A 24,609-nucleotide genomic window follows, 5' to 3' on the forward strand; every position below is an offset into this window, starting at 1 on the left:
GTACCTCCACGCGGGCGCATAATCGCCGCATGATCATCCAGTCCCTGCTCGACACCGACCTGTACAAATTCACCATGATGCAGGCGGTGCTGCATCAGCATCCCGGCGCCCAGGTCCAGTACCGGTTCAAGTGCCGCACGCCCGGCATCGACCTGGCCAGCTACATCGACCAGATCAACGAAGAGATCGACCACCTGTGCCAGCTTCGCTTCAGTGCCGAAGAGCTGGAGTACATGCGTGGGCTGCGCTTCGTCAAACCGGACTTCGCCGATTTCCTCGGCCTGTTCCACCTGGACCGCAAGTACATCCAGCTGCGACCGTCGGCCAGCGTGCCCGGCGAGATCGAACTGGACATCACCGGCCCCTGGCTGCACACCATCCTGTTTGAAGTTCCCTTGCTGGCCATCATCAACGAGGTCTGGTTCCGCAACACCACCACCGCCGATTTCGCCGAAGGCGAGCGCCGCCTGCAGGCCAAGACCGCACTGCTGCGCGACACCCCCGGCTTCGAGCTGTGCCGCATCGCCGACTACGGCAGCCGCCGCCGCTATTCGCGCCAATGGCATGCGCGCATGCTGCCGATGATGCGCGACGCGCTGGGGGCGCAGTTTGTCGGTACCAGCAACGTGCACTTCGCCCGCCTGTACGGCATGACCCCGCACGGCACCATGGCCCACGAGTACCTGCAGGCCTTCCAGGCGCTGGGGCCCCGGCTACGCGATTCGCAGGTGGCCGCGCTGGAATCGTGGGCGCGCGAGTACCGTGGCGATCTGGGCATCGCGTTGTCGGATGTGGTCGGGCTGGATGCGTTCCTGCGCGATTTCGACATGTACTTCTGCAAGCTGTTCGATGGCGTGCGCCACGATTCCGGCGATCCCTTCGCCTGGGGCGACCGCATGCTCGCGCACTTCAAGGACCGCCGCGTGGATCCGCGCAGCAAGGTGCTGGTCTTCAGCGATGGCTTGAACATCGAGAAGGTGATGCAGCTGTTCGACTACTTCCGTGGGCGCTGCCAGGTCGCGTTCGGCGTGGGCACGCACCTCACCAACGACCTGGGGCCGACCCCGCTCAACATCGTCATCAAGATGGTCCGCTGCAACGGCCAGCCGGTGGCCAAGCTCAGCGATTCACCGGGCAAGAGCATGTGCGACGACCCTGGCTACCTGGCCTACCTGCGCCAGGTATTCGAGCTGCCGCCGCTTCAGGGGTAGTCGATGCGCACCAGGTAGGCGCCGCGCAACGCCGCGCCACCTTCCATCCGGTAGCGGCTGGAGAACGACAAGGCGTCGGTGCTCAGTGCGCCGGCGGCCACCGTCAGTACATCAGTGCGCTGCCGCGCATCGCGCAGCGGCACCGTCGCGGCATTCTGCAGCGAGGTCACCGCCAGGCGCGCGCCCTGCGCGGCCAGCGGGCAGCCGCTGAAGGTGATTTCCTGGCGCTCGGCCCGCACCGCGGGCGCGCAGCCGGGGTCGACGATGCGTCCGCTGAAGCGCGCAATGCCACCGTCGGCCAGTGCCGGGGCACTGACGCACGACAACAGCACCGACATTACGAATAACAGGCCTCTCATGGCACGTTCTCTGGCTCTGGGTATCCCTGTTAACGACCGGCGTTGACGGGGCTGAAGCACGGACAGAAAGAACTGTGATGGGGCGCAAAGAAAAAGCGGCTTTCAGAAGCGGGAAAGGCGGAACACGCACCGAGTGTCGCGCAGGGGGCATGCGTGTCGCGTCAATATGCTGGCGTGGCGGATCAAAGTTTTGACGCCAAAGTGTGCTTTGCATCACATTTATAGTTACACTTGCGTCACGGTTACCCGGGTTGATGGGTAAACGAGACAGGTGTGACGCAAGGATGGGTCCCCCCGGGGAACGCCCCGCAGTGCTCCTTGCTCCTCCTCTACGCAGTTCCACATTCAGTAGGGTTAGGTAGAAGCAATGCGCAAAATGAATCTTTTCGCGGTCCTGCTGCTGGCAGCAGCTCCCGTAGCTGCCCACGCGGCCGATGGCACGATCAACTTCACCGGCAAGATCACCGACAAGACCTGCACGATCTCCACCCCGGGTGGCAAGGACTTCGCCGTCAACCTGCCGACCGTGTCCAAGAACACGCTGGCTGTGGCCGGTGCCGTTGCGGGCCGTACCCCGTTTGCCATCAACCTGACCAAGTGCAGCGCCGGCAACGTCGCCACGTACTTCGAGCCGGGTGCGACCGTTGACTTCAACAGTGGCCGCCTGAACAACCAGGCCGCTGCCAACGCCGCCGGCAACGTGCAGCTGCAGCTGCTGGGCGCCAACAACCAGTTCCTGCCGATCAAGGCTGCCGGTACCAACCAGGCCCAGGACAACTCGCAGTGGGTGACCGTTGCCGCCGACGGCAGTGCGAACCTGAACTACGCCGCCGAGTACTACGCCACGGCCGCCACCACGCCGGGCGAAGTCGCCAGCAGCGTCAAGTACACGATCATCTACAACTGATCATTGCCGTACTCCGCACGGGCCTGCGTTCGCGCCGGCCCGTGCGTCCTGGCCTTGGCCGCATCCCTCGAGCGTAGTTCTTCCGATGAAAGCCCTCTTTCCCCGGGCGCTGCTGCTGGCAGCGTCGACGCTACTGTTTTGCCAGGACGCCTCGGCCGGTGTGGTGGTCAACGGCACCCGGATCATCTATCCGGCGCAGGCGCGCGAAGTCACCGTGCAGGTGGACAACGTCGGCGACGCCCCGGCGCTGGTGCAGGCATGGATCGACAGCGGCGATGCCGACCAGACGGCCGATACCAGTGATGCACCGTTCGTGCTGACGCCGCCGATCAGCCGTGTGGAACCCGGCCGCAGCCAGGCGCTGCGCGTGATCTTTTCCGGAGCCGCGCTGCCGACTGACCAGGAATCGGTGTTCTGGATGAACGTGCTGGATGTACCGCCGTCGCCGCAGAACACCGACGGTGGCGAGCAGAACTACCTGCAGGTCGCGTTTCGCTCGCGCCTGAAACTTTTTTACCGCCCGCAGGGCCTGCGGGGCGTCGCCAATGACGCACCGACAACCCTGCGCTGGACCCGTGACGGCGATCGCCTGCGCGTGGAAAACCCCAGTCCCTTCCACGTGACGCTGGCCGAGGTGCATGCCGTGACCGGCAGCAGCCAACGCACCGTGGAAGCGCAGGGAAAGATGGTCGGACCCCGGCAGAGCCTCGAGTTTTCGGCGCCGGGTGTGATCGAACAGGTCCGCTTCATCACCATCAACGACTACGGCGGTCGCGTCGAACACACGGTCGGCCTGGGTAGCACCGGGGGCTGAGCGCACCGCAGGGACCACGGGCCATCGATGGCCGCCACCGCCGCCGTGCGGCGAACTGAAGGAATGTCAGTGTGATCGGAAACAGATTGACATTGTCGATCCATCAGGCGCTTTGCCTGCTGGTCGCCGGCGTGGCCTGCCCAGGATGGGCGGCGGCCGCGTCTGACACGCCCGGCCAGCCCCCAGTGGCGGCGCAGCACGCCCCCGGGCAGGCGCAGGCGCCCGAGCAGGCGCAGTTCAATTCGAGCTTCCTGTCCGGGCAGGCCCGCCAGGTCGACCTGGGGGCGTTCACCAACGGCAACCCGATGGTGGCCGGGAGCTACCGCGTCGATGTGTACATCAACGGCGCCTGGCAGGGCCGGCGCGACCTGCAGTTCAAGGCCGGTGCCGACGGACGCGTGGATGCCTGCATGGACCTGCCCCTGCTCGAAGAGCTGGGCGTGGACAGTGCCGCGGTGATCGCCCAGCAACGCGCAGGCGCGGCAACCGACAGCGCCGCCTGCCTGCCCGTGCAGCAGCAGATGGCCGGTGCGTACGGCACCTTCGACAGTGGCAACCTGCGGTACGACCTGAGCATTCCGCAGGCGTTCCTGCGCCGCGAGGCGCGGGGCTACGTGAATCCGCAGCTGTGGGATCGCGGCATCACCGCCGGCTTTGTCGGCTACAGCTTCAACACCATCGACAGCGACAGCCGCGTCGAAGGCGGCACGCGCAACCGCAGTGCCTACCTGGGCCTCAACGCAGGCGTGAACGTGGGGGGCTGGCAGTTCCGCCACGATTCCAACCTGACCTGGAGCGAAGGCGACGGCCGCCACTGGCAGAGCATCGCCACCTACGCACAACGCGGCATTCCGCAGGTGCGCGGCCTGTTGACCCTGGGCGAGGCGTACACCAGCGGCGAACTGTTTGATTCCATCGGTTATCGCGGTGCCAGCCTGGCCAGCGACGACCGCATGCTGCCCGACTCGCTGCGCGGCTACGCGCCGGTGGTGCGCGGCATCGCCGAAACCAACGCGCGCGTCGAAGTGCGGCAGAACCAGCAGTTGATCTACTCGGCCTCCGTCGCGCCGGGCAGCTTCGTCATCGACGACCTTTACCCCACCGGCTACGGCGGCGACCTGGACGTGAGCGTGGTGGAGGCCGATGGTCGGCGCCGTGACTTCAAGGTGCCGTTCGGCTCGGTGCCGCAGATGCTGCGCCAGGGCGTATCGCGGTACGCGATCACCGCCGGCCAGGTACGCAACGACCTGCTGCGCGACGCGCCGTGGCTGCTGCAGGGCACCTACCAGCGCGGTATCGGCAACCAGCTCACCCTCTACGGCGGCAGTGCGCTGAGCGAGGGCTACCTGTCGATGCTGTATGGCATCGGCCTTTCCACGCCGGTGGGCGCGTTCGCCGCGGACGTCACCCACGCACGCACTGCTTTCGCGCATGCCGGCGACAGTACCGGCGCCAGTGTGCGGTTGAGCTACAGCAACATGATCGGCGAGACGGGGACCAACCTCACGCTGGCCGCCTACCGCTATTCCACCGAAGGCTTCTACAGCCTGCAGGACGCGCTGTATGCCCGCGATGCCGATGATCGCGGCGTCGATCCGACCACGCGCGGCCGCCAGCGCAGCCAGTTCCAGCTCACCCTGAACCAGCCGCTGGGGCGGCGCTGGGGCGCGCTGTATGTCACCGGTTCGGTGCGCGACTTCTACGACCGCCCGGGTACCGCCAAGCAGTACCAGGTGGGCTACAACAACGCCTGGCGCGCGATGAACTATGGTTTCTCCGCGCTGCGCACCGAAGAAGGCACGCTCGGCCGTGCCGATACCCAGTACCTGCTGTCGATGAGTGTTCCGCTTGGTCGTGGCACCCGCCCGATGTCGTTCAGTGCCGACCTCGGCGCGCGTGAGCACGGTGGCTACGACAACAGCCGCGTCGGGATCACCGGTGCCGTGGGCGCGGACAACAACATCAGCTACGGCGTGGCGCTGTCCGATACCCGCGACGGTGGCACCACCGCGTTGGGCAACGCCGAGTACCGCAGCCGTTACACCGCCCTGAACGCAACCTACGGGCATGCGCGCGATTTCCGCCAGGCCTCGTTCGGCGCCAACGGCAGCCTGGTCGTGCATGCCGGCGGTGTCACCCTCACCCCGCAGCGCGGCGACACCATGGTGCTGGTGGAAGCGCCCGGCGCGCGCGATGCACGCGTGGCCAATGCGCCCGGCCTGCGCATCGACGGACGCGGCTATGCCGTGGTGCCGTACGTATCGCCGTACCGGCTCAACACGGTCACCCTGGATCCGGAAGGCATGTCGCATGACGTCGAGCTGGAAAGCAGCAGCCAGTCGGTGGCCCCGTTCGCCGGTGCGATCAGTTACCTGCGCTTCGATACCCGCAAGGGCAGGGCGCTGCTGATCCAGGTGCGCAACGGCGATGGGCGCGTGCTGCCCTTCGGCGCGCAGGTCAAGGACGCGCAGGGCCAACCGGTGGGCATGGTCGGCCAGGGCGGCCGCCTGTACGTGCGCAGCGAGCTCGACCAGGGTCAGCTGCAGGTGGCTTGGGGCGCCGGCACGGGCCAGCAATGCACGCTCCACTACCAGGTGCCGGCCGACGCCGATGCCGCGACGACCGGATTCATTTCGCTGGAGGCCGCATGCCGATGATCGTTTCCCGTGGCCGCAGGGTGTTGCCTGCCGTCGTCGTGCTGGGTGGGCTGCTGGTGGCCCAGCAGGCCATCGCCTCGTGCAGCCTTTCGTCCGCCAGCTTCGTCGCCCAGGACGTGCAGATGGACATGGGGCAGATCGTGATCCTGCCCGGCACGCCGGTGGGGGGCGTGATCAAGCAGCTCAGCGTGCCGATCAACGGGCGCGACAGTGTCGCCCGCTGCGACCGGTTCGGCGGGCGCTCGGTCGGCGAGTACGTCAACGCGGCGCAGCGCCGCGCGGTGCCGGGCTTTGCCGATGTCTACGAAACCGGCGTGGCCGGCGTGGGCATCCGCCTGTACCGCGATTCCGGCACCATCCAGACCTACTACCCGCATTCGATCACCTTCGCCGGCAACGCCACCATCAGCCTGACCGGCGGCATGTTCCGCATCGAACTGATCAAGACCGCGGCGCAGACCGGTTCCGGCACGATCGCGCCGAACGGCCGCTTCAGCACGTATTACTTCGACGGCAACGGATCCGGCCGTCCCGTGCTGACCTCGACGTTCAAGGGGTCGGGCACCACCGTGGTCAGCCCCACCTGCGAAGTGCAGGCCGGCAGCCGCAACATTCCGGTCGACTTCGGCAGCGTGCCCAACACCGCCTTCACCGGGGTGGGCTCGCGGGCCGTCAACCGCGACTTCGAGATCCGCCTGGACTGCCAGGGCAGCAATCTGGCCCAGTACCAGAGCAAGGTGGGGATTCGCCTGGACGCCGACCCGGACAGTGCCAACCTGCCCGGCGTGCTCAAGCTCAGCGCGGTGGCCAACAGTGCCAGCCGGATCGGCATTGAAGTGGTGCGCCGCGATGGCAGCAGCGAGCGCGAGGTGCGCTTCGGCCAGAGCATCACCCTCGGGTCCACCACGCCCGGCAGCAGCACCTTGACCCTGCCCCTGCGCGCCCGCTACGTGCAGACGCTGGCCGGTACCGTGGGCGCAGGCGTGGCCAACGGGCAGGCCACCTTCACCCTCCAGTACGACTGACCCGGCCGCTGACGGCGCGGCGTGCTTACTCCAGCGCGTAGCGCAGCACGAACAGGCCGGCCACCAGCCACACCGCCGGGTGCACCTCGCGCCAGCGCCCGGTGCCGGCCTTGAGCACCGCATAGGCGATGAAGCCGAAGGCCAGGCCGTTGGCAATGGAATAGGTGAACGGCATCGCCAGCGCACACAACGCGGCCGGCACCGATTCGGTCAGGTCGCTCCAGTCCACGTCCACCAGCTCGCGCAGCATCAGCCCGGCCACGAACAGCAGGGCAGGGGCGGTGGCGTACCCGGGCACCATCGCCGCCAGCGGCGAGAACAGCAGCGCGGCCAGGAACAGGGCCGCCACCACCAGCGCGGTCAGGCCGGTGCGGCCACCGGCCTGCACACCAGACGCGCTTTCGGCAAACGCGGTGGTGCTGCTGGTGCCCAGCAACGAGCCGGCGACGATGGCGGTGCTGTCGGCCAGCAGCGCACGGCCGAAGCGCTTCTGCGCGCCGGGCAGTTCAAGCAGGCCCGCACGCCCCACTACGCCGTACAGCGTGCCGGTGGCATCGAACACTTCCACCAGCACGAACACCAGCACCACCTGCAGCAGCACCGCGATCGGCGCGCCGCCGTTGTGGTGCAGCAGCCCGGGCAGGTCCAGCTGCAGGAAGGTGGGGGCCAGGCTGGGCGGCAGCGAGATCAGGCCGTGGAACTGCACGTCACCAAGCAGCCATGCCGCCCCGGTCACCGCCAGGATGCCGATCAGGATCGCGCCGCGCACCTTGCGTGCTTCCAGGATCGCGATCAGCAGGAAGCCGGCCAGCGCCAGCAGCGGCGGTGCGGTATTGAGCGGGCCCAGCGCCACAAGGGTGTCGGTGTTGGCGATGATCACGCCGGATTTCTGCAGCGCGATGATGGCCAGGAACAGGCCGATACCGGCCACGATCGACGCGCGCAGCGACGGCGGAATGCCGGCCACCAGCCAGGCACGCACGCCGGTCAGCGACAGCGCCAGGAACACCAGCCCGGAAATGAACACCGCCGCCAGCGCCTGCTGCCAGGGCAGGCCGGCGGCGCCGACCACGGTGAAGGCGAAGAAGGCGTTCAGACCCATGCCCGGCGCCATGCCGACCGGGAAATTGGCCGCGAACGCCATCACCAGCGACCCCAGTGCCGCGGCGAGGCAGGTGGCCACGAACACCGCGCCCGGGTCCATGCCGGTAGTGGCCAGGATGTCGGGGTTGACGAAGACGATGTAGGACATCGTCAGGAAGGTGGTCAGCCCGGCCAGCAGTTCGGTGCGCACGGTGGTGCCGTGCTGCTGGAGCTGGAACAGGCGCTCGGGGAGGGACATGGTGGAATCTCGTGACGATGTGGTGCCGCGACCAACGGTCGTGGACCTACCGGAATGCAGAACGGCTGCGCGGTGCGCGCCTGTGTCATGACCAACGGTCATGACCTACCCAAATGCAAACGGCCGCGCAGAGCGCGGCCGTTTTTCCTTTCTTACTTCAGCGCCTTGAAGCGCAGGCGCTTCGGCGCGGCGTCGTCGCCCATGCGACGGCGCTTGTCTTCTTCGTACTCGCGGTAGTTGCCCTGGAAGAACTCCACATGCGAGTCGCCTTCGAACGCCAGGATGTGGGTCGCGATGCGATCCAGGAACCAGCGGTCATGCGAGATGACGAAGGTGTTGCCCGGGAACTCCAGCAGCGCATCTTCCAGCGCACGCAGGGTTTCGATGTCCAGATCGTTGGACGGTTCATCGAGCAGCAGCACGTTGCCACCCTGCAGCAGGGTCTTGGCCATGTGCAGGCGGCCACGCTCACCACCGGACAGCGACCCCACCAGCTTCTGCTGGTCCTGGCCCTTGAAGTTGAAGCGGCCGATGTAGGCGCGCGACTGGATCTCCACGCCGTTGATGTTGAGGATGTCCAGGCCGCCGGCGATTTCCTGGAAGACGTTGTGGTTGCCTTCCAGCGCGTCGCGGCTCTGGTCCACGTAGGACAGCTTGACCGTCGGGCCGACCACGATCTCGCCCGTATCGGGCTTTTCCTGGCCGGTGATCATCTTGAACAGGGTCGACTTACCGGCACCGTTGGGGCCGATGATGCCCACGATCGCGCCACCGGGCACCAGGAAGTTCAGGTCGTCGAACAGCAGGCGGTCGCCGAACTTCTTGGAGACGTTCTTGAACTCCATCACCGCATTGCCCAGGCGCTCGCCCGGCGGAATGAAGATTTCGTTGGTCTCGTTGCGCTTCTGGTAATCCACCGACTGCAGTTCTTCCAGGCGGGCCAGACGCGCCTTGCCCTTGGTACGGCCGCCCTTGGCGTTCTGCCGGGACCACTCCAGTTCCTTCTGGATCGCCTTCTGGCGGGACTTTTCCTGGTTGTCTTCCTGACGCAGGCGATCGTCCTTCTGGGTCAGCCAGTCGGTGTAGTTGCCCTTCCACGGAATGCCGCGGCCGCGATCCAGTTCCAGGATCCACTCGGCGGCGTTGTCCAGGAAGTAGCGGTCATGGGTAACGGCCACCACGGTCCCGGTGTAGCGCGCCAGGAACTGTTCCAGCCATTCCACGGACTCGGCGTCCAGGTGGTTGGTCGGTTCGTCGAGCAGCAGCATGTCCGGCTTCTGCAGCAGCAGGCGGCACAGCGCCACGCGGCGCTTTTCACCACCGGACAGGGTGCCCACAATGGCCTCCCACGGCGGCAGGCGCAGCGCATCGGCGGCCACGTCTAGCTGGTTTTCCAGGGTGTGCGCGTCGCCGGCGGCCAGGATCGCCTCCAGGCGCTCCTGTTCCTTGGCCAGCTTGTCGAAGTCGGCGCCTTCCTCGGCATAGGCCAGGTACACCGCGTCCAGCGCGGCCTGGGCCTGCAGCACTTCGCCCACGCCTTCCTCGACCGACTCGCGCACGGTCTTGGTCGGGTCCAGCTCCGGTTCCTGGGCCAGGTAGCCGACCTTGATGCCGGCCTGCGGGCGGGCTTCGCCCTCGAAGTCGGTATCCACGCCGGCCATGATCTTGAGCACCGTCGACTTGCCGGAGCCGTTCAGGCCCAGCAGGCCGATCTTGGCACCCGGGAAGAACGACAGCGAGATGTCCTTGATGATCTGCCGCTTGGGCGGGACCACCTTGCTGACGCGGTTCATGGTGTAGATGTATTGCGAGGACATGAGGTCTCCGAAGGCGCAACCCTGCGCCCGTTCCAGGCGGAACAGGAACAGATGAATAAAGGGGTACCCCCGATTATAGCCGGAAGCGATGACAGACGCCGGTCTGCCCACGGGCCGGGGCTTGCCGGGGCCTGAATGGGCCGTCAAAGCCGTTGAGATGGAAACCGTTTCCAGCCGGAAACCGTTCAGATGCCGTCCGCATGATGGAGCCATCAACCCACCAAGCGAGGCCAATCATGCGCATGAATCGATTTGTGGTCGGGGCCGTTGCCTCGCTGCTGGCCTTGGGCACGGTGGCACCGGCCTTCGCCGACAACGACCATCGCGGGCGTGGGCACGACCGCCATGACGACCGCCATGACCGTCGCCACGACCGGCATGATCGCCGCGACTGGCGCGACGACCGCCGCGAGGCCCGCCACGACCGTCGCTACTACGACAACCGCGGCTATTACCGCCCGGCACCGCCGCCGCGCGTGGTCTATCGCCCGGCCCCGGGCTACGGCTCCTACGGCTGGGCGCGCGGCCACCGTTACCGTGAGTATTACGGCGGCCCGGTGTACGTGGTCAACGATTACAGCCGCTACTCGGTGCGCCGCCCGCCGCGTGACCACCACTGGATCCGCGACGACCGCGGCAACCTGCTGCTGGTCGCCATCGCCACCGGCATCATTGCCGACTACGTGATCAACAACCGGTAAGCCCGGCGGCAGGCAGGCTGCCCGGCCTGGACGGCGCCCTTCGGGGCGCCGTTCTGCGTTCCGGGGGGCGCACGCCTGGATTGGTCACCCCGCGCCGCGGGGACTACAATCCAGAGCTCGCGCTGTACCCCCTCTGCCTGCCTGGAGTAACCGATGTTCCCGCGTGACGTCCGCATCGAAACCTACGATCCCGAACTGGCCAAGGCCATCGCCGCCGAAACCCAGCGCCAGGAAGACCACGTCGAGCTGATCGCCAGCGAGAACTACACCAGCCCGGCGGTGATGGAAGCCCAGGGCAGCCAGCTGACCAACAAGTACGCCGAAGGCTACCCGGGCAAGCGCTACTACGGTGGCTGCGAATACGTGGACATCGCCGAACAGCTGGCCATCGACCGCCTCAAGCAGCTGTTCGATGCCGACTACGCCAACGTGCAGCCGCACAGCGGTTCGCAGGCCAACCAGGCCGTGTACTTCGCGCTGCTGCAGCCGGGCGACACCATCCTGGGCATGAGCCTGGCCCATGGCGGCCACCTGACCCACGGCGCCAAGGTCAACGCATCGGGCAAGCTGTTCAATGCGGTGCAGTACGGCGTGGACGAAGCCGGCCTGATCGACTATGACGAAGTGGAACGCCTGGCCGTCGAGCACAAGCCGAAGATGGTCGTCGCCGGGTTCTCGGCGTATTCGCAGGTGGTGGACTGGGCGCGCTTCCGCGCCATCGCCGACAAGGTCGGTGCCTACCTGTTCGTGGACATGGCGCACGTGGCCGGCCTGGTCGCCGCCGGCGTCTACCCGAGCCCGCTGCCGCACGCCCACGTGGTCACCTCGACCACCCACAAGACCCTGCGCGGCCCGCGCGGCGGCATCATCATCGCCAAGGGCGCTGACGAAGACCTGGTCAAGAAGCTGCAGTCGATCGTGTTCCCGGGCATCCAGGGCGGTCCGCTGATGCACGTCATCGCCGGCAAGGCCGTGGCCTTCAAGGAAGCGCTGGAACCGGCCTTCAAGACCTACCAGCAGCAAGTGGTCAAGAACGCCCAGGCGATGGCCAACACGCTCATCGCGCGCGGCTACAAGATCGTCTCCGGCGGTACCCAGAACCACCTGATGCTGGTCGACATGATCGGCAAGGATGTGTCGGGCAAGGACGCCGAAGCCGCGCTCGGCAAGGCCCACATCACCGTCAACAAGAACTCGGTCCCCAACGACCCGCGTTCGCCGTTCGTGACCTCCGGCCTGCGCCTGGGTACCCCGGCCGTCACCACCCGTGGTTACCTGGAGCAGGACTGCGTGGACCTGGCCAACTGGATCGCCGACGTGCTCGACGCCCCGGCTGACGAGGCCGTGATCGCCCGCGTGCGCGAGGCGGTGAGCGCCCAGTGCGCGAAGTACCCGGTCTACGGCTGAGGATGGACGACCGCCGCCAGCGTCGTCGATACGCGCTGGTGGCGGGCGTGCTGGGCATTCCCGGTGCCGTCTGTGGCGGGGCCGGTGCAACGCTGATGCTCGGTGGGGCCTGGGAGGGCGCATTCTGGCCGGCGCTGGTGGGACTGATCTGCTGGCTGGCCCTGATCGCCTGGGTCGTGCTGAGCTGGCGCTACCTGCGGCACGGCCGCCAGGGTCTGCGCGCGGGTCGCTGGCCCGTCCTGGACCGGGTGCTGTGGGGGCTGCTGACCCTGGGCCTGGTGGCTGCCGGCTGCGTGCTGGCCGTGTCGGGCCTGATGATGCTCGGGGCCCTGATGCAGCTGCAGCTGTTCATGCTCGGCGGCGCGGCGATGCTGTTGTTGTTCGGCCCGGCGCTGCTGTGGCCGGGGTTCCTGCTGGTTTCCCACCGGCACGCCCCTTCGGAGTGACCGGGCCTGGCCGGCGCCGGGGTCTCTCCCTTGGTTCGGCCGGTTGTTCCTGGTTCCCCCGCGCAGCTGCTCCGGCGGCATGCGCGGCAAAGGCCTGTGCGTGGCAAGGTTGACCCCGGTCCACATGTCGCCGCGCAGGGTGATTGCTTCTCGCCTGGACACCTTCATGGACGACACCACGCAACGCCGTTTGTACTTCATCCAGGCCCTGGTGCTGGGCATCCCGGCCGTGGCCGCCGGCGGCACGCTGGCCGTGATCGCGGTGATGGTGTTCTTCTCGCGTAACAACTACGTGAGTGGACTGCAATCGGTCACGCTGCTGGCGTGGGGCCTGTCGGGCATCGTCGGTCTGCTGGCCTGGGCATGGCTGAGCATCGTCTACCTGCGCGGCGGGCGCGACGGCCTGCGCCGCACCGGCCCGCTGGGATGGATCGGCATGGCAGTCGGCAGCCTGGGGGCGCTGGTCGTGGTGGTCTTCGTGGCCCGGCTGGTCCTGCAAGGGGGCTGGGCGCCGCTGGGCTACCTGGCGGCCGGGCCGCTGCTGCTGATCCCGAGCGCCCAGTTAGTGTGGTTGCGGTGGGCGCGCGGTGCTGAGCACGGCGCCACGTAACGTTGCTATTTGTGTGGACAGGTCTTCTCAGGTACCGTTGCGACGCTGCCGTGACCACGGCATGACGTTTTCCTGATGCAAGGCGTTCCATGTACTGTCCGTTCTGCCAGCATGCCGATACCCGTGTGATCGACTCGCGCGTCTCTGAAGACGGGGCGACGATCCGGCGTCGGCGTGAGTGCGAGGCCTGCAACGAACGCTTCAGCACGTTGGAAACCATCGAGTTGAAACTGCCGGCGATCGTCAAGAGTGACGGCAGCCGCGAAGCCTTCGACGCGCGCAAGGTGCGCAGCGGCTTCGATCGCGCGCTGCAGAAGCGCCCGGTGCCCGAAGACGAGATCGAACTGGCGGTGCGTGCGGTGATGCAGCAGGCACGCGTCTGCGGCGAACGCGAAATCCCCTCCATCAAGATCGGCGAGTTCGTGATGAATGAACTGCGCAAGCTCGACCATGTGGGCTATGTGCGCTTCGCCTCGGTGTACCGCAGCTTCGGCGACGTGGCAGATTTCCGCGAGGAAATCGAAAAACTCGAACGCGACCTGCCGGCCAGCACCGAGCAACTGCAGCTGCTGGGCGGTGTGATTCCGCTGGACAAGAAAAAGAAGGGCTGATGCCGGCCGCCTCGCGGCGACCCCGGCTGGGCTACCATCGGCGCTGCACGCCTGCCGCCGACTGATCATTGCCATGACTGCTGAATTTTCCGCGCTCGACCACCTGCACATGGCCCAGGCGCTGCGCCTGGCCGAACGGGCGGCGTACACCGCGCGGCCCAATCCCATGGTGGGCTGTGTGATCGCCCACGGCAGCGAGGTGGTAGGGCAGGGTTGGCACCAGCGCACCGGTGGCCCGCACGCCGAAGTCTTTGCGCTGCGCGAGGCCGGCGACCGCGCGCGGGGTGCCACTGCCTACGTCACCCTGGAACCTTGCGCGCACCACGGTCGCACGCCGCCCTGCGCGTCGGCGCTGATCGAAGCAGGCATCACCCGCGTGGTGGCGGCGATGCGCGACCCGTTTCCGAAGGTCGATGGCGGTGGCTTCGTGCTGCTACGCGCAGCCGGTATCGAGGTTGCCGAAGGACTCATGGCCGCGCACGCGCGCGAACTCAACCGTGGGTTCCTGTCGCGCATCGAGCGCGGCCGACCGTGGCTGCGGGTCAAGCTGGCCGCCAGCCTGGATGGCCGCACTGCGATGGCCGACGGCACATCGAAGTGGATTACCGGTGCGGCTGCGCGCGAGGACGTGCAGCACTGGCGTGCGCGTGCGGGTGCGATCCTGACCGGTGCCGACACCGTGCTGACCGACGACCCGATGTTGACCGTGCGCCTGGCCGACACCGACGTGCTGCCGCCGCTGCGCGTGGTGCTTGATTCACGCCTGCGCTCGCTGGAATGCGCGCGCGTGCGCGAAGGCGGGGCGCCCACGCTGTACCTGCACGATGCCGCGGTGAGTGCGCCGGATGCAGCCGATGCGGCCTTTGCCAGCGTGGCCTGTCGCGAGGGCCGCCTGGACCTGGATGAGGTGCTGGCACTGCTCGCCGAACGCGGCGTCAACGAAGTGCACACCGAAGCCGGTGCAACGCTGGCCGGTGCGTTGCTGGCCGGCGGTTGGGTCGATGAGCTGCTGCTCTACCAGGCGCCCACGTTGCTGGGCGAACACGGGTTGCCGCTGCTGTCCGGGCTGGGTATCCATGCCATGGACCAGCAGCGTCGGATGCGCGTGGTGGACCAGCGCCAGGTGGGCGAGGACCTGCGGCTGCTGCTGCGGCCCTGATCCGGGGATCAGGGCCCGGCGTCCACCTCAACGGCAGGCGTCGGTCCACATCATTTCGGCGATCGGGCGCAGCGCCTTGCACTCCTGCACCATGGCCTCCACCGATTGGATCTGGGCCTTGTCCTTCAACTCTTCCGCCATCGCGTCCACGCCATTGAGCTGTTCCGGCGCGATCTTCGCCACGCACTGGCGGTGCTGCTGCAACAACAGATCGCAGCTGGCCACGCCGGTCACCGTCGGCGCGTCCTTCGCGGCGGCGTCCTGCTGCCACGCATCGAACGGCAGCAGCGCCTCCACCACCGGCGCCACCAGCGCGTCCAGGTTGCCGCTGTACCAATAGCCGTTGTCCTTGCCCGGGTACAGATCCACGCTGCCGCGTACCTCACGGCGCGGACCGGTGCTGAGTGCGGCGACGTAGGCGTCGGTGAAGCGCTTCAACCCGGCCGGGGTGTTGTCGGCCACGCTGGCGTCGAACAGCGGGCGCAGGCCATCCAGTGCGGTTACCTGGCAGGTGAAGTCGACCGCGGCGACCTTCGCACCGTCCACAGCGTCGTTGTCGCGCAGGGTACTGCCCTGCGCGCGGCACCGGGTCTTGCCCAGGTTGGCCGTCACCACGGCGGGCATCGCCTCGATACGCGCGTTATCGCTGCCTGCTGCCGCAAGCAGGCCCTGCAGTGGCGCGGCGAGCGCACCGGCGAAGGCGCCCTTGTTGAATTCAAGCGAGTCCTGGCCATCGAAGGCCGGGCGCAGCGCGTCGTTGAGCGTGCGCGCCGCCGCGGCGTCGTCTTCCAGCATCACCCGTGCGTACAGGTCGAAGGTCTGTTCCGGTGTCAGCGGCGTCGGTGCGGCGGCAGCGGCCAGCAGCGGCATGCACAGCAACAGCGAGGTGGCCAGTACGTGGGGGGTTTTCATGGTGGTCAGCGTCCAATGCAGGGCGCGGAAGCCTAGCGCATTTCACCCCTGCATCGATGGCGCGCCGAAGAAGAACAAGAGAGACTCTCCTCCCATCTGAGGGGCGGCGTCTTGTTGCGAGGGCCGTCGCAGAGTGAGCACGACCCTATGCCCGTGGCCGGGTGTGCATGCGCCGTTTGAGTCGGCTTGCGGTACAAGCGGGGCGAGGTGCATCTGACTTCCGTTGGTGGGTCGGGTGCTGGGGTCCCCTGCCCTTGGAGGCGAAATAAAGGAGGAGGGGGCGGCCGCAGGCCGACGCCGGGGGACATTCGCCGGAAAGGGCAGGGGACCCCAGCGCCCGACCCACCAACAGCCGCGTCTGAAAAGGGCCAAGCACGCTTCTGCTTGCCCCGCCTATGTGCGAAGAACCAAAAAAAACGGGCCCCTTTCGGGACCCGTTCGATCACAGCGCAGCGGCGAACCGCCGCAGCCCGATCAGAAACTCGCGCGGACGCCCACCGAATACTGGGTGACTTCGTCGTACGCCTGCACTTCGCCCACCAGACCCCAGGTCGGGGTGAAGTTGACCTGGCCACCGAGGGTGCCGGTCCAGGTGCCGTCCATGTCGCTGCCGTCGATGTAGCCGGCCTTCAACCAGGCTTCGGTACGCGGCGAGGGCTTGCCACGCACGCCCAGGGTGGCGCGGGCGGCGTTGGTGTGTTCCTTGAAGCGCTCGGTGTCGAAGCCGTCGGCTTCGTACTTGGCTTCATTGTTGATGCGCAGCCAGGCGATGTCGGTGGTGAAGTCGACGCGGTCGCTCATCGGCATGTGGTAGCCGATGCCCAGCTCCGGCTGCTTCAGCTCCTGCTTGACGCGCACGTCATAGGCGCCCAGATCGTAGGTGTTGGTCTTGGACACGGTGCTGTAGGCACCGAAGACGTGCACCTGTTCGGCAATGGCGAACGAACCACGGATGTAACCGCCGTCCAGCTTCGGCTTGGAGGGGGCGCCGTTGCGGTCCAGCTGCAGCTGGGTCCAGCCACCTTCCACGTAGGTGTAGCTCAGGCCTTCGGCCGCGACGGCGGAAAGCGGGGCGGCGGCCAGCAGGGCGGCGGCCAGGAGAATCTTGCGCATGCAGGTTCCTTGGTGGGTGTTGAGGTCCATTTCAGCCGGCCCTTCACTGGGCGGCAGGAGCGGCGATCACTGCCGCGCGAGCGGATTTTAACCAGAATTTCACAAAAAGCGAGCAGTCAGCTTGCCCTGTTACAATGGCCCGGCCGGTTCGCCGGTACACAAACGTCTTCAGGGCGGGGTGCGATTCCCCACCGGCGGTAGGTGCGCAAGCACGAGCCCGCGAGCGCTTCCGGCCCCCTGTCGGAAGGTCAGCAGATCCGGTCCGATGCCGGAGCCGACGGTATAGTCCGGATGAAAGAAGACGGTGCAACCGGGCCCTGGGCTCGGTGTGCGCCTATATGCCTTGCGGCGTTTTTCGCTCACTTTTCGCGGAGAACGTTCCTTGTTTACTGGAATCATCGAAGGCGTCGGCCGTCTGGCCGCACGCGACACCCTCGGCGGCGACGTACGCTTTACCTTCCACGTAGGCACCCTGCCGTTCGACAACGTGCAGATGGGCGAGAGCATCGCCATCAATGGTGTCTGTCTGACTGTCATCGCCCACGACGCCACGTCCTTCCAGGCCGACGCGTCCACCGAGACCCTGGGCCTGACCACGCTGGGCCAGCTGGCCGACGGCGCGGTGATCAACCTCGAACGCGCCATGCGCCCGACCGACCGGCTCGGCGGCCACCTGGTCAGCGGCCATGTCGACGGCCTGGGCCAGGTGCTGTCCATCCATGACGACGCCCGCGCCCAGCGCTGGCGCTTCGCCGCACCGGCTGCGCTGCTGCGCTACATCGCAAAGAAGGGTTCGATCTGCGTCGACGGCGTCAGCCTGACCGTCAACGAAGTGGACGAGCAGGGCTTCGAGGTCGCGCTGATCCCGCATACCGTGGCCAATACTGCCTTCGCCGCCACCGGCGTGGGCAGCGCGGTCAACCTGGAAATCGATCTGGTGGCCCGCTATGTGGAACGGTTGATCAGCGTGCCGGCCACCGGTGCGCATCCACAAGGAGATGCGGCATGAACTTCGCCCCCATTCCGGACATCCTGGAAGACATCCGCCTTGGCCGCATGGTGGTCATCGTCGATGACGAAGACCGCGAGAACGAAGGCGACCTGATCATGGCCGCCGAGCTGGTCAAGCCGTCGGACATCAACTTCATGGTCACCCACGGCCGTGGCCTGGTGTGCCTGCCGCTCACCCGCGAGCGCGCCGCCGACCTGGGCCTGGCACCAATGGTCCAGGCCAACACCGCGCAGTTCCAGACCAACTTCACGGTCAGCATCGAGGCGGCCGAGGGCGTCACCACCGGCATCTCGGCCTACGACCGCGCGCACACCATCCGCACGGCGGTGAAGCCGGATGCCAAGCCGGCCGACCTGCACCAGCCGGGCCACATCTTCCCGCTGATCGCCCAGCCGGGCGGCGTGCTCACCCGCGCCGGGCATACCGAAGCGGGCGTGGACCTGGCCATGCTGGCCGGGCTGGAGCCGGCCGGCGTGCTGGTGGAGATCCTCAACCCCGACGGCAGCATGGCGCGCCGCCCGGAGCTGGAGGTGTTCGCCCGTGAGCACGGCCTGAAGATGGGCTCGATCGCCGACCTGATCGCCTACCGCCTGGCCACCGAGAAGACGGTCGAGCGCGTGGACGAGCGTGAGATCGACACCGAGTTCGGCCCCTTCAAGCTGGTCACCTACCGCGACCGTATCGCCCACGACCTGCATTTCGCCCTGGTCCGCGGCACCCCGGACACCGAGCCCACCCTGGTCCGTGTGCAGGTGGAAAACCCGCTGGCCGACCTGCTGCACTGGCGCCGCGACGACTTCGGCGTGGCCTCCACCGACGCCCTGCGGGCCATCGCCGCCGCCGAGCGTGGCGTGATGGTGGTGTTGTCGGCCCCGCGCGACACCAACAGCCTGCTGGCCCGCCTGCGCCAGCAGCCGGCCCCGGTGACCCCGGGCAAGGACAAGGATGTGGGCCAGTGGCGCCGCAACGGCGCCGGTGCGCAGATCCTGTCCGACCTCGGCCTGGGCAAGCTGCGCGTGCTGGGCACCCCCCGCCGCCAGATTGGCCTGGCCGGGTACGGCCTGGAAGTAGTGGAAACGGTCACCCCCTGACCGCTCGGCCGTAGAGCCGGGCTCTGCCCGGCTGGCCCCATTCCGTAGAGCCGGGCTCTGCCCGGCTGCTTTCGGCGCACGGCCAGCAACGCAGCCGGGCAGAGCCCGGCGCTACGCGGCCATGGCCGCCGGCCCGTGTCCGGCGTAACCGGCCCGCCCGCGTTAAACTAGTCAACCTTTTGGACCCCACGCCGAACATGAGCCACTACGAAGGCGACCTCCGTACTCCGGAAAAGGCCCGTTTTGCCATCCTTGCCAGCCGCTGGAATGCCCGCATCACCGACGTCCTGGTCGCTGGCGCGCGGCAGAGCCTGGCCGGCAACGGCATCGACGAAGCTGCCATCGACGTGATCCGCGTGCCCGGCGCATGGGAACTGCCGCTGGTGGCCGCCCGCCTGGCCGCCGCGCATGAACATGCCGCGATCATCGCCCTGGGCTGTGTGATCCGCGGCGACACCCGCCACTACGAGCACGTGGCCGATGGCTGTGCCGAAGGCCTGATGCGCGTGCAGCTGGATTTCGGCGTGCCGGTGCTCAATGGCGTGCTCGCCGTGGAACGCGCCGAGGATGCCGAGGCCCGCGCCGGTGGCAGCCATGGCAACAAGGGTGAGGAAGCCGCACTGACGGCGTTGGAAATGGTCAATCTTCTGGAGCAGTTGCCGTGAACAAGTCGAACCCGGGCAAGCCCTCCGGTAAACCCGTCCGCCGTGATGGCATCGACCCCGTGCTGCGCTCGCGCGCGCGCCGTCGGGCCTTGCAGGCGATCTATGCGTGGCAGATTTCCGGTGGCAACGCGCAGACCGTGATTGCCCAGTTCGCGCACGAGCAGGCGCGTGAAATCGCCGACCTGGCCTATTTTGAAGCGCTGATCCACGGCGTGCTCGACAACCGCAAGGACCTGGACGAGGCGCTGACCCCGTACCTGGACCGCAGCATCGACGAAGTGGATGCCATCGAACGCGCCGCGCTGCGCGTGGCCGCCTTTGAAATGCGCTACCGCCTGGACGTGCCGTACCGCGTGGTGATCAACGAAGCCATCGAGTCGGCCAAGCGCTTCGGCTCCGAGCATGGCCACACCTACGTCAACGGCGTGCTGGATCGTGCCGCCGTGGAATGGCGTAAGGTCGAATCGGGTCACTGACCCGCTGCGTCCCGCATCGTTCATTGAACGACGCGGGAACCTGCTTCGGTAGAGTCGACTGTCAGTCGACTGCTTTTCGATCAGCAGTCGTGGTGCCGGAGGGGAGAGCAGTCGACTGACAGTCGACTCTACCCCTCAGCCGGTTCCACCTGGTCGGCATCCGCGCCCGCCGCCCATCCATGCAACCCGCGGGAGCACCCCATGTCCCTGGCCGAATTCACCCTCATCGACCGTATCCGCGCCCGCACCGTCGAGCGCGATGACATCGTGCTCGGCATCGGCGATGACGCTGCACTGCTGCAGCCGCGCCCGAACGAACAGCTTGTGGTCACCGCCGACACGCTCAACAGCGGCGTGCATTTCCCGGCCGAAACCCCGGCGTTCGACATCGGCTGGAAGACGCTGGCCGTCAACCTGTCCGACCTCGCCGCGATGGGCGCGCGCCCGGCGTGGTGCACGCTGGCGCTGTCACTGCCCGAGGCCAGCGAAGACTGGATCGAGGCCTTCGCCGATGGTTTCTTCGCACTGGCCGACCAGCACGACATCGCCCTTATTGGTGGCGACACTACGCGTGGCCCGCTGTCGCTGTCGGTCACCGCGATGGGGCAGGTGTCACGTGGCCAAGCGCTGCGTCGTGATCGCGCACAGATTGGCGATGACATCTGGGTCAGCGGCACCCTCGGCGATGCCGCCGGTGCGCTGCGGCTGTGGCAGCAGGGCGCGTTGAACGTCACCGCTGCCACGCTGCTGGCCGACTACGAAACCCTGCGCCTGCGCCTGCTGCGTCCCACCCCGCGCGTCACCCTCGGCCTGCGCCTGCGTGCATTCGCGCATGCGGCCGTGGATATCTCCGATGGGTTGCTGGCCGACCTTGGCCACATCGCGGCACGCAGCGGCGTGCGCGCCGAAGTCGATGCCGACGCGTTGCCGGTGTCGGCGGCGCTGCGCGACCTGCTGGGCCGCGATGCTGCCCGTGAGTGCGCGTTGCGCGGCGGCGACGATTACGAACTGTGCTTCACCGCCGCCGCCGACCAGCGCGATGCGCTGCACTTCGTTGCCGAATCGCTGGATCTGCCGATCACCCGCATCGGCCGCATCATGGAAGGGCAGGGCGTGCACACCGAAGGCCACGACGGCCCGAGCGGGTACGAGCACTTCGCCGGCTGAGCGCGCGGAGTCATGCCTGCTGCTGCGCGGCAACCTGGCGTTCGATGCTTGCCGCAATCAACGCGACAGCCTCAATGACTGTCGCCTTCGACATCGCATCTGTCTCACCCGTACTGCGCAGGGCCTGCTCGGCCTGTTGGCAGCTGCGCGCCGCCCGGGTTTCTCCCAGGAATGCCAACGCGCCGGCAAAGCTGTGCAGCAGATCGATCATGGCCGGTGCATCGCCGCTGTCCAGCGCTTGGGTCAGTGTCGTGTAATCACGATGCGCGGTCTCCAGGAACGCCTCGCGCATCTGCCGCTGAACCGCCTCGCTCACCACCGGAGGTAACGGTGGCCGGGCCGAGCGATCGAGGTCGAGTCCATGCAACGCGGCCTCCAGCGACGGCAGGTCGAGCGGCTTCAGCAGCAGCGTGGACATGCCCGCCTCGCGTACGCGCTGCCCGTCCTCGGGCATTGCATTGGCGGTGAGCGCCACGATGGGAATGGAAGGGTTGTCCGCACGCAGCTTCCGGGCAAGCCCGTATCCGTCCAGGCCCGGCATGTTCAGATCGGTCAATACGATGTCGAACCGACCCTCGCGCCAGCGCTGCCACGCCTCATCGCCGTCGGCCGCGAGGGTGACCTGCCAACCGAGTGCGTGCAGCTGCCCCAGCGTCACGTCACGGCTGATCACGCTGTCATCCACCAGCAATGCGTGACCGCGCGAGGCATGCATGTGCTCGACAGGCGCCGGCCGTGGCGGCGCGTCTGCCACGGTCGTGGTCCGGCGTGCCGGAATGTCCAGGTGGAAAATGCTGCCGGTCCCCGGCGTGCTGCGTACGCCGAGGGTCCCGCCCAGCAGTTCGGCAAAGCGCTGGCACAAGGCCAGCCCCAGGCCGCTGCCGCCGTGCTGCCGTGCCGAGCCGGCACCGACCTGCACGAACGGCTTGAACAGCTTGTCCTGCGCCTCGGCATCGATGCCCGGGCCCGTATCGCGCACCTCCACGTGCAGCCATTCCCTGCCATCAGGCCGCACCGAGGCATCAACGCTGACCGCCACCATTCCCGATGCCGTGAACTTCACCGCGTTGCCCACCAGGTTGTTGATCACCTGCGCCAAGCGGCCTGCGTCGGTCACGTAGGCCGGTCCCAGCGCCTCGCCCGTGTGCAGCTCCAGGCGCAGCCCCTTCGCGTTGGCCTGTGGTTCGAACAGTGTCGCCGTCTGCTGCAGCAGCGCACGCGGATCGAAAGGCGCCTGCTCCAGCGTCATCAGCCCCGCTTCGATGCGGGAGAGGTCCAGGGTGTCGTTCACCAGCCCCTGCAGCACATCGGCCGCGCTGCGCGCACGCGTGACATGCGTGTGCAATGCCGCCGGCATGGTCTGGTGCGCAAGCAGTTCAAGATGGCCGAGCACGCCGCTCAAGGGGGTGCGGATTTCATGGCTGATCATCGCCACGAAGGCGGTCTTGGCCTGGTCCGCAGCCTCGGCATCGTGCTGGGCCTGTTCGGCATGCCGCCGTGCATCCAGCAGCCGCTGCTGGGTTTCCTTCTGTGCGGTCACATCGGTCACCGCGCAGACCCAGATCGCCCGCCGCTGATAGCGCGAGGCGGCCACGATGGGCTGCAGGTAGCGCGCGGGACCCTGCTCGTCCGAGGAGGGTACCGCGAACAGCTGGCCGTGTACCTGGCCGTCAACGCGTTGCACCAGGCGGCCGACCAGCACGTCCATCAGGTTGCCGGCGGTGTCGCCAATCAGCTGCTCCAGTGCCTGGTTGTGCAGGATCACCTGCCCGCTCTGCTGGTCGAGCAGGCACAGGCCCACCGGCGACGTTTCGATCAGTGTGCGGCTCAGTGCTTCGCTTTCATGGACCCGTGCGGCTTCCTCCAGTGCCGGCCGCAGTACCCGCCGGTCCACCAGCAGCAACAGCGTCCACAGCGCGGCCAGCAACGCTGCCAGGGCCAGCCCACCGCCGAGCAGATAGATCCGCTGCGCCGCCCAGATGTCGCTCCAGCGGTAGAGCCGCAGCAGCGTCCAGTCGATGCCATGCAATGGCGTGGACACCACGAAGGCACGGCCGTCAGGCAGTGCCAGCATCGTAGGCCGGGGCGATGGCACGGCGCGCAGCGCAGGTCCGGAAATCGCAGCGTCCACCGCGCTGCGCAGAACATCGTTCTGCTGGCGGTCCAACACCACCCAAGTGCCCGGGCTGGCCTCCTCCAACCGCTCGCGCAGGCCTTGAAGAGGTTCAAACGTCAGCCGGTTGATGAAGGGGGTACCGTTGCTGCGCAGGCGCATCTGGGTCACCAGTGCATCCTCGCCGGTGAAAGGATTGCGGCCGAAGTAGGCGCGCAGCCGGCCGCTGGCCAGTTGAAGCTCGGAGTCCGCCCCCGCCGCCCGCCAGCCCGCATCGGCGGTCTGCGCCAGCGCGGCCAGCGCCTGTTCACGGGTCTGCACTTTCATGAGCTGTAGCAGCTGCGCTTCATCATGCAGCCCGGCAATCGCGAACAGGCGCCCTTCCGGTTCGAAAGCGAAGGAGATCAAGGAGGTGGGCGAATCCTGCGCCGCTACGGTTGCGGCCATGTACGCCGAATAGGTCTGCACCATGCCCAGGTACGCCGCCTCCGCCTGGTGCGGAAGACGACCCCGGCGCGGGGCCAGCGCCAGCCAGGGTACCGACAGCGCGCCAGGCGCCATGACGCCTGCGGCGCCCTCCTGTGCCGAAAAGCGCTCACTGATGGACATCCCGCCAGCCACCAGCGCGGGCTGCTGGGTCGCCCACAACGTGGCGTTCGTGTTCAAGCTGGCCACGTAGGCCCGCCTGCGCTCGCCGATGTAGCGATCCACCGTCTGCTGGCCGCGCCGCAGGGCCTCGCGCTCGTTGAGATGCACGGTTTCCAGCCGCAGCCACAGCGCCGCGCTGCCTGCAGCCAGAAGCAGCAGGGTCAGGATGGCGCCGCCACCGAACAGCAGTCGGCGCTGCAGTCGTTGCAGAGTTGCAAGCACGGAGCGCGAGGATGGCGCCATGGGGCGGCCTGCTGATCGATGCCAGGCCACAGAGTGCAGGGCGCAGCGCACACGTGCAAGCACCCGCCCACGCAGCCAGCCACCGACGGGTGTCTGCCTTGGC

At 67.5% G+C, this 24,609-nt stretch carries 22 protein-coding genes and 1 riboswitch; of the genes, 16 read left to right on the forward strand and 6 right to left on the reverse strand.

The genetic code is table 11. The annotated features are described in order from the left end of the window. Positions 1 to 29 precede the first annotated feature (29 nt). Complete coding sequence (gene pncB, locus GQ674_RS01425; protein ID WP_159495704.1) at positions 30 to 1,211, forward strand: nicotinate phosphoribosyltransferase; 1,182 nt, start codon at positions 30 to 32, stop codon at positions 1,209 to 1,211. On the opposite strand, the gene GQ674_RS01430 is transcribed toward pncB, so the two are convergent. Continuing rightward, positions 1,202 to 1,570: a hypothetical protein gene (locus tag GQ674_RS01430; RefSeq protein WP_159495705.1), complete on the reverse strand. Its 369-nt coding sequence runs from the start codon at positions 1,568 to 1,570 to the stop codon at positions 1,202 to 1,204. The genes pncB and GQ674_RS01430 overlap by 10 nt on opposite strands. Positions 1,571 to 1,937: 367 nt before the next feature. Here GQ674_RS01430 and GQ674_RS01435 point away from each other — a divergent pair, with 367 nt between their 5' ends. The 4 genes from GQ674_RS01435 to GQ674_RS01450 all read left to right on the forward strand — a co-directional run bounded on the left by GQ674_RS01435 (position 1,938) and on the right by GQ674_RS01450 (position 6,973). Beyond that, the gene (locus GQ674_RS01435; protein ID WP_128096668.1) at positions 1,938 to 2,477 is read left to right on the forward strand and encodes a fimbrial protein; all 540 of its coding nucleotides are present in this window, start codon (positions 1,938 to 1,940) and stop codon (positions 2,475 to 2,477) included. 85 nt (positions 2,478 to 2,562) lie between these two features. Beyond that, entirely contained in the window at positions 2,563 to 3,291 is a 729-nt protein-coding gene (locus tag GQ674_RS01440) for a molecular chaperone (protein WP_159495706.1), read from the forward strand. A 92-nt stretch (positions 3,292 to 3,383) separates the two neighbouring features. Beyond that, positions 3,384 to 5,948: a fimbria/pilus outer membrane usher protein gene (locus GQ674_RS01445; protein WP_159499168.1), complete on the forward strand. Its 2,565-nt coding sequence runs from the start codon at positions 3,384 to 3,386 to the stop codon at positions 5,946 to 5,948. Continuing rightward, positions 5,939 to 6,973 (forward strand): fimbrial protein, encoded by a 1,035-nt coding sequence (locus tag GQ674_RS01450; RefSeq protein WP_159495707.1) that lies wholly within the window; start codon positions 5,939 to 5,941, stop codon positions 6,971 to 6,973. Before GQ674_RS01445 ends, GQ674_RS01450 begins: the two co-directional genes overlap by 10 nt. A gap of 25 nt (positions 6,974 to 6,998) precedes the next feature. On the opposite strand, the gene GQ674_RS01455 is transcribed toward GQ674_RS01450, so the two are convergent. Continuing rightward, positions 6,999 to 8,315, reverse strand: a complete 1,317-nt coding sequence (locus GQ674_RS01455; protein WP_159495708.1) for an NCS2 family permease — start codon at positions 8,313 to 8,315, stop codon at positions 6,999 to 7,001. 152 nt (positions 8,316 to 8,467) lie between these two features. Continuing rightward, complete coding sequence (gene ettA / locus GQ674_RS01460; RefSeq protein ID WP_128096664.1) at positions 8,468 to 10,132, reverse strand: energy-dependent translational throttle protein EttA; 1,665 nt, start codon at positions 10,130 to 10,132, stop codon at positions 8,468 to 8,470. A 236-nt stretch (positions 10,133 to 10,368) separates the two neighbouring features. Between ettA and GQ674_RS01465 the strand changes: the two genes are divergently transcribed. From GQ674_RS01465 to ribD, 6 genes are all read left to right on the forward strand, one after another. Continuing rightward, on the forward strand, positions 10,369 to 10,833 hold the full coding sequence (locus GQ674_RS01465) for an RcnB family protein (RefSeq protein ID WP_159495709.1): 465 nt from the start codon (positions 10,369 to 10,371) through the stop codon (positions 10,831 to 10,833). Positions 10,834 to 10,986: 153 nt separating this feature from the next. After that, positions 10,987 to 12,240: a serine hydroxymethyltransferase gene (gene glyA, locus GQ674_RS01470; RefSeq protein WP_159495710.1), complete on the forward strand. Its 1,254-nt coding sequence runs from the start codon at positions 10,987 to 10,989 to the stop codon at positions 12,238 to 12,240. Positions 12,241 to 12,242: 2 nt separating this feature from the next. Continuing rightward, the gene (locus GQ674_RS01475; protein WP_159495711.1) at positions 12,243 to 12,686 is read left to right on the forward strand and encodes a hypothetical protein; all 444 of its coding nucleotides are present in this window, start codon (positions 12,243 to 12,245) and stop codon (positions 12,684 to 12,686) included. Positions 12,687 to 12,852: 166 nt separating this feature from the next. After that, on the forward strand, positions 12,853 to 13,296 hold the full coding sequence (locus tag GQ674_RS01480) for a hypothetical protein (RefSeq protein WP_159495712.1): 444 nt from the start codon (positions 12,853 to 12,855) through the stop codon (positions 13,294 to 13,296). Between the two features lie 89 nt (positions 13,297 to 13,385). After that, the gene (gene nrdR, locus GQ674_RS01485; protein WP_159495713.1) at positions 13,386 to 13,907 is read left to right on the forward strand and encodes a transcriptional regulator NrdR; all 522 of its coding nucleotides are present in this window, start codon (positions 13,386 to 13,388) and stop codon (positions 13,905 to 13,907) included. A gap of 73 nt (positions 13,908 to 13,980) precedes the next feature. Then, a complete protein-coding gene (ribD, locus tag GQ674_RS01490; protein ID WP_159495714.1) occupies positions 13,981 to 15,066 on the forward strand; it encodes a bifunctional diaminohydroxyphosphoribosylaminopyrimidine deaminase/5-amino-6-(5-phosphoribosylamino)uracil reductase RibD in 1,086 nt (361 codons plus the stop codon). Positions 15,067 to 15,093: 27 nt separating this feature from the next. Here ribD and GQ674_RS01495 read toward each other — a convergent pair whose 3' ends face one another. Both GQ674_RS01495 and GQ674_RS01500 read right to left on the reverse strand, forming a co-directional pair. Next, on the reverse strand, positions 15,094 to 15,978 hold the full coding sequence (locus tag GQ674_RS01495; protein WP_159495715.1) for a hypothetical protein: 885 nt from the start codon (positions 15,976 to 15,978) through the stop codon (positions 15,094 to 15,096). A 474-nt stretch (positions 15,979 to 16,452) separates the two neighbouring features. Further along, complete coding sequence (locus GQ674_RS01500) at positions 16,453 to 17,091, reverse strand: outer membrane beta-barrel protein (protein WP_159495716.1); 639 nt, start codon at positions 17,089 to 17,091, stop codon at positions 16,453 to 16,455. Positions 17,092 to 17,251: 160 nt separating this feature from the next. Next, positions 17,252 to 17,398: riboswitch (FMN riboswitch) on the forward strand. Positions 17,399 to 17,473: 75 nt separating this feature from the next. On the opposite strand from GQ674_RS01500, the gene GQ674_RS01505 reads away from it, so the two are divergent. The 5 genes from GQ674_RS01505 (at position 17,474) to thiL (ending at position 21,502) form a co-directional block, all read left to right on the forward strand. Beyond that, entirely contained in the window at positions 17,474 to 18,100 is a 627-nt protein-coding gene (locus GQ674_RS01505) for a riboflavin synthase (RefSeq protein WP_159495717.1), read from the forward strand. Beyond that, positions 18,097 to 19,194, forward strand: coding sequence for a 3,4-dihydroxy-2-butanone-4-phosphate synthase (gene ribB, locus GQ674_RS01510; protein WP_159495718.1), 1,098 nt, complete (start codon positions 18,097 to 18,099; stop codon positions 19,192 to 19,194). Before GQ674_RS01505 ends, ribB begins: the two co-directional genes overlap by 4 nt. Before the next feature lie 197 nt (positions 19,195 to 19,391). After that, positions 19,392 to 19,859 carry a 6,7-dimethyl-8-ribityllumazine synthase gene (gene ribH / locus GQ674_RS01515; protein ID WP_038690522.1) on the forward strand — a complete coding sequence of 156 codons (468 nt, stop codon included), beginning with the start codon at positions 19,392 to 19,394 and terminating at the stop codon, positions 19,857 to 19,859. Beyond that, complete coding sequence (nusB, locus tag GQ674_RS01520) at positions 19,856 to 20,335, forward strand: transcription antitermination factor NusB (RefSeq protein ID WP_038690521.1); 480 nt, start codon at positions 19,856 to 19,858, stop codon at positions 20,333 to 20,335. Before ribH ends, nusB begins: the two co-directional genes overlap by 4 nt. A gap of 201 nt (positions 20,336 to 20,536) precedes the next feature. Next, the gene (gene thiL, locus GQ674_RS01525) at positions 20,537 to 21,502 is read left to right on the forward strand and encodes a thiamine-phosphate kinase (RefSeq protein WP_159495719.1); all 966 of its coding nucleotides are present in this window, start codon (positions 20,537 to 20,539) and stop codon (positions 21,500 to 21,502) included. A gap of 10 nt (positions 21,503 to 21,512) precedes the next feature. Here thiL and GQ674_RS01530 read toward each other — a convergent pair whose 3' ends face one another. Then, positions 21,513 to 24,506 (reverse strand): ATP-binding protein, encoded by a 2,994-nt coding sequence (locus tag GQ674_RS01530; RefSeq protein WP_159495720.1) that lies wholly within the window; start codon positions 24,504 to 24,506, stop codon positions 21,513 to 21,515. Positions 24,507 to 24,609: the final 103 nt, after the last annotated feature.

This window comes from Stenotrophomonas sp. 364, assembly GCF_009832905.1.
Classification (GTDB): Bacteria; Pseudomonadota; Gammaproteobacteria; order Xanthomonadales; family Xanthomonadaceae; genus Stenotrophomonas; species Stenotrophomonas maltophilia_AP.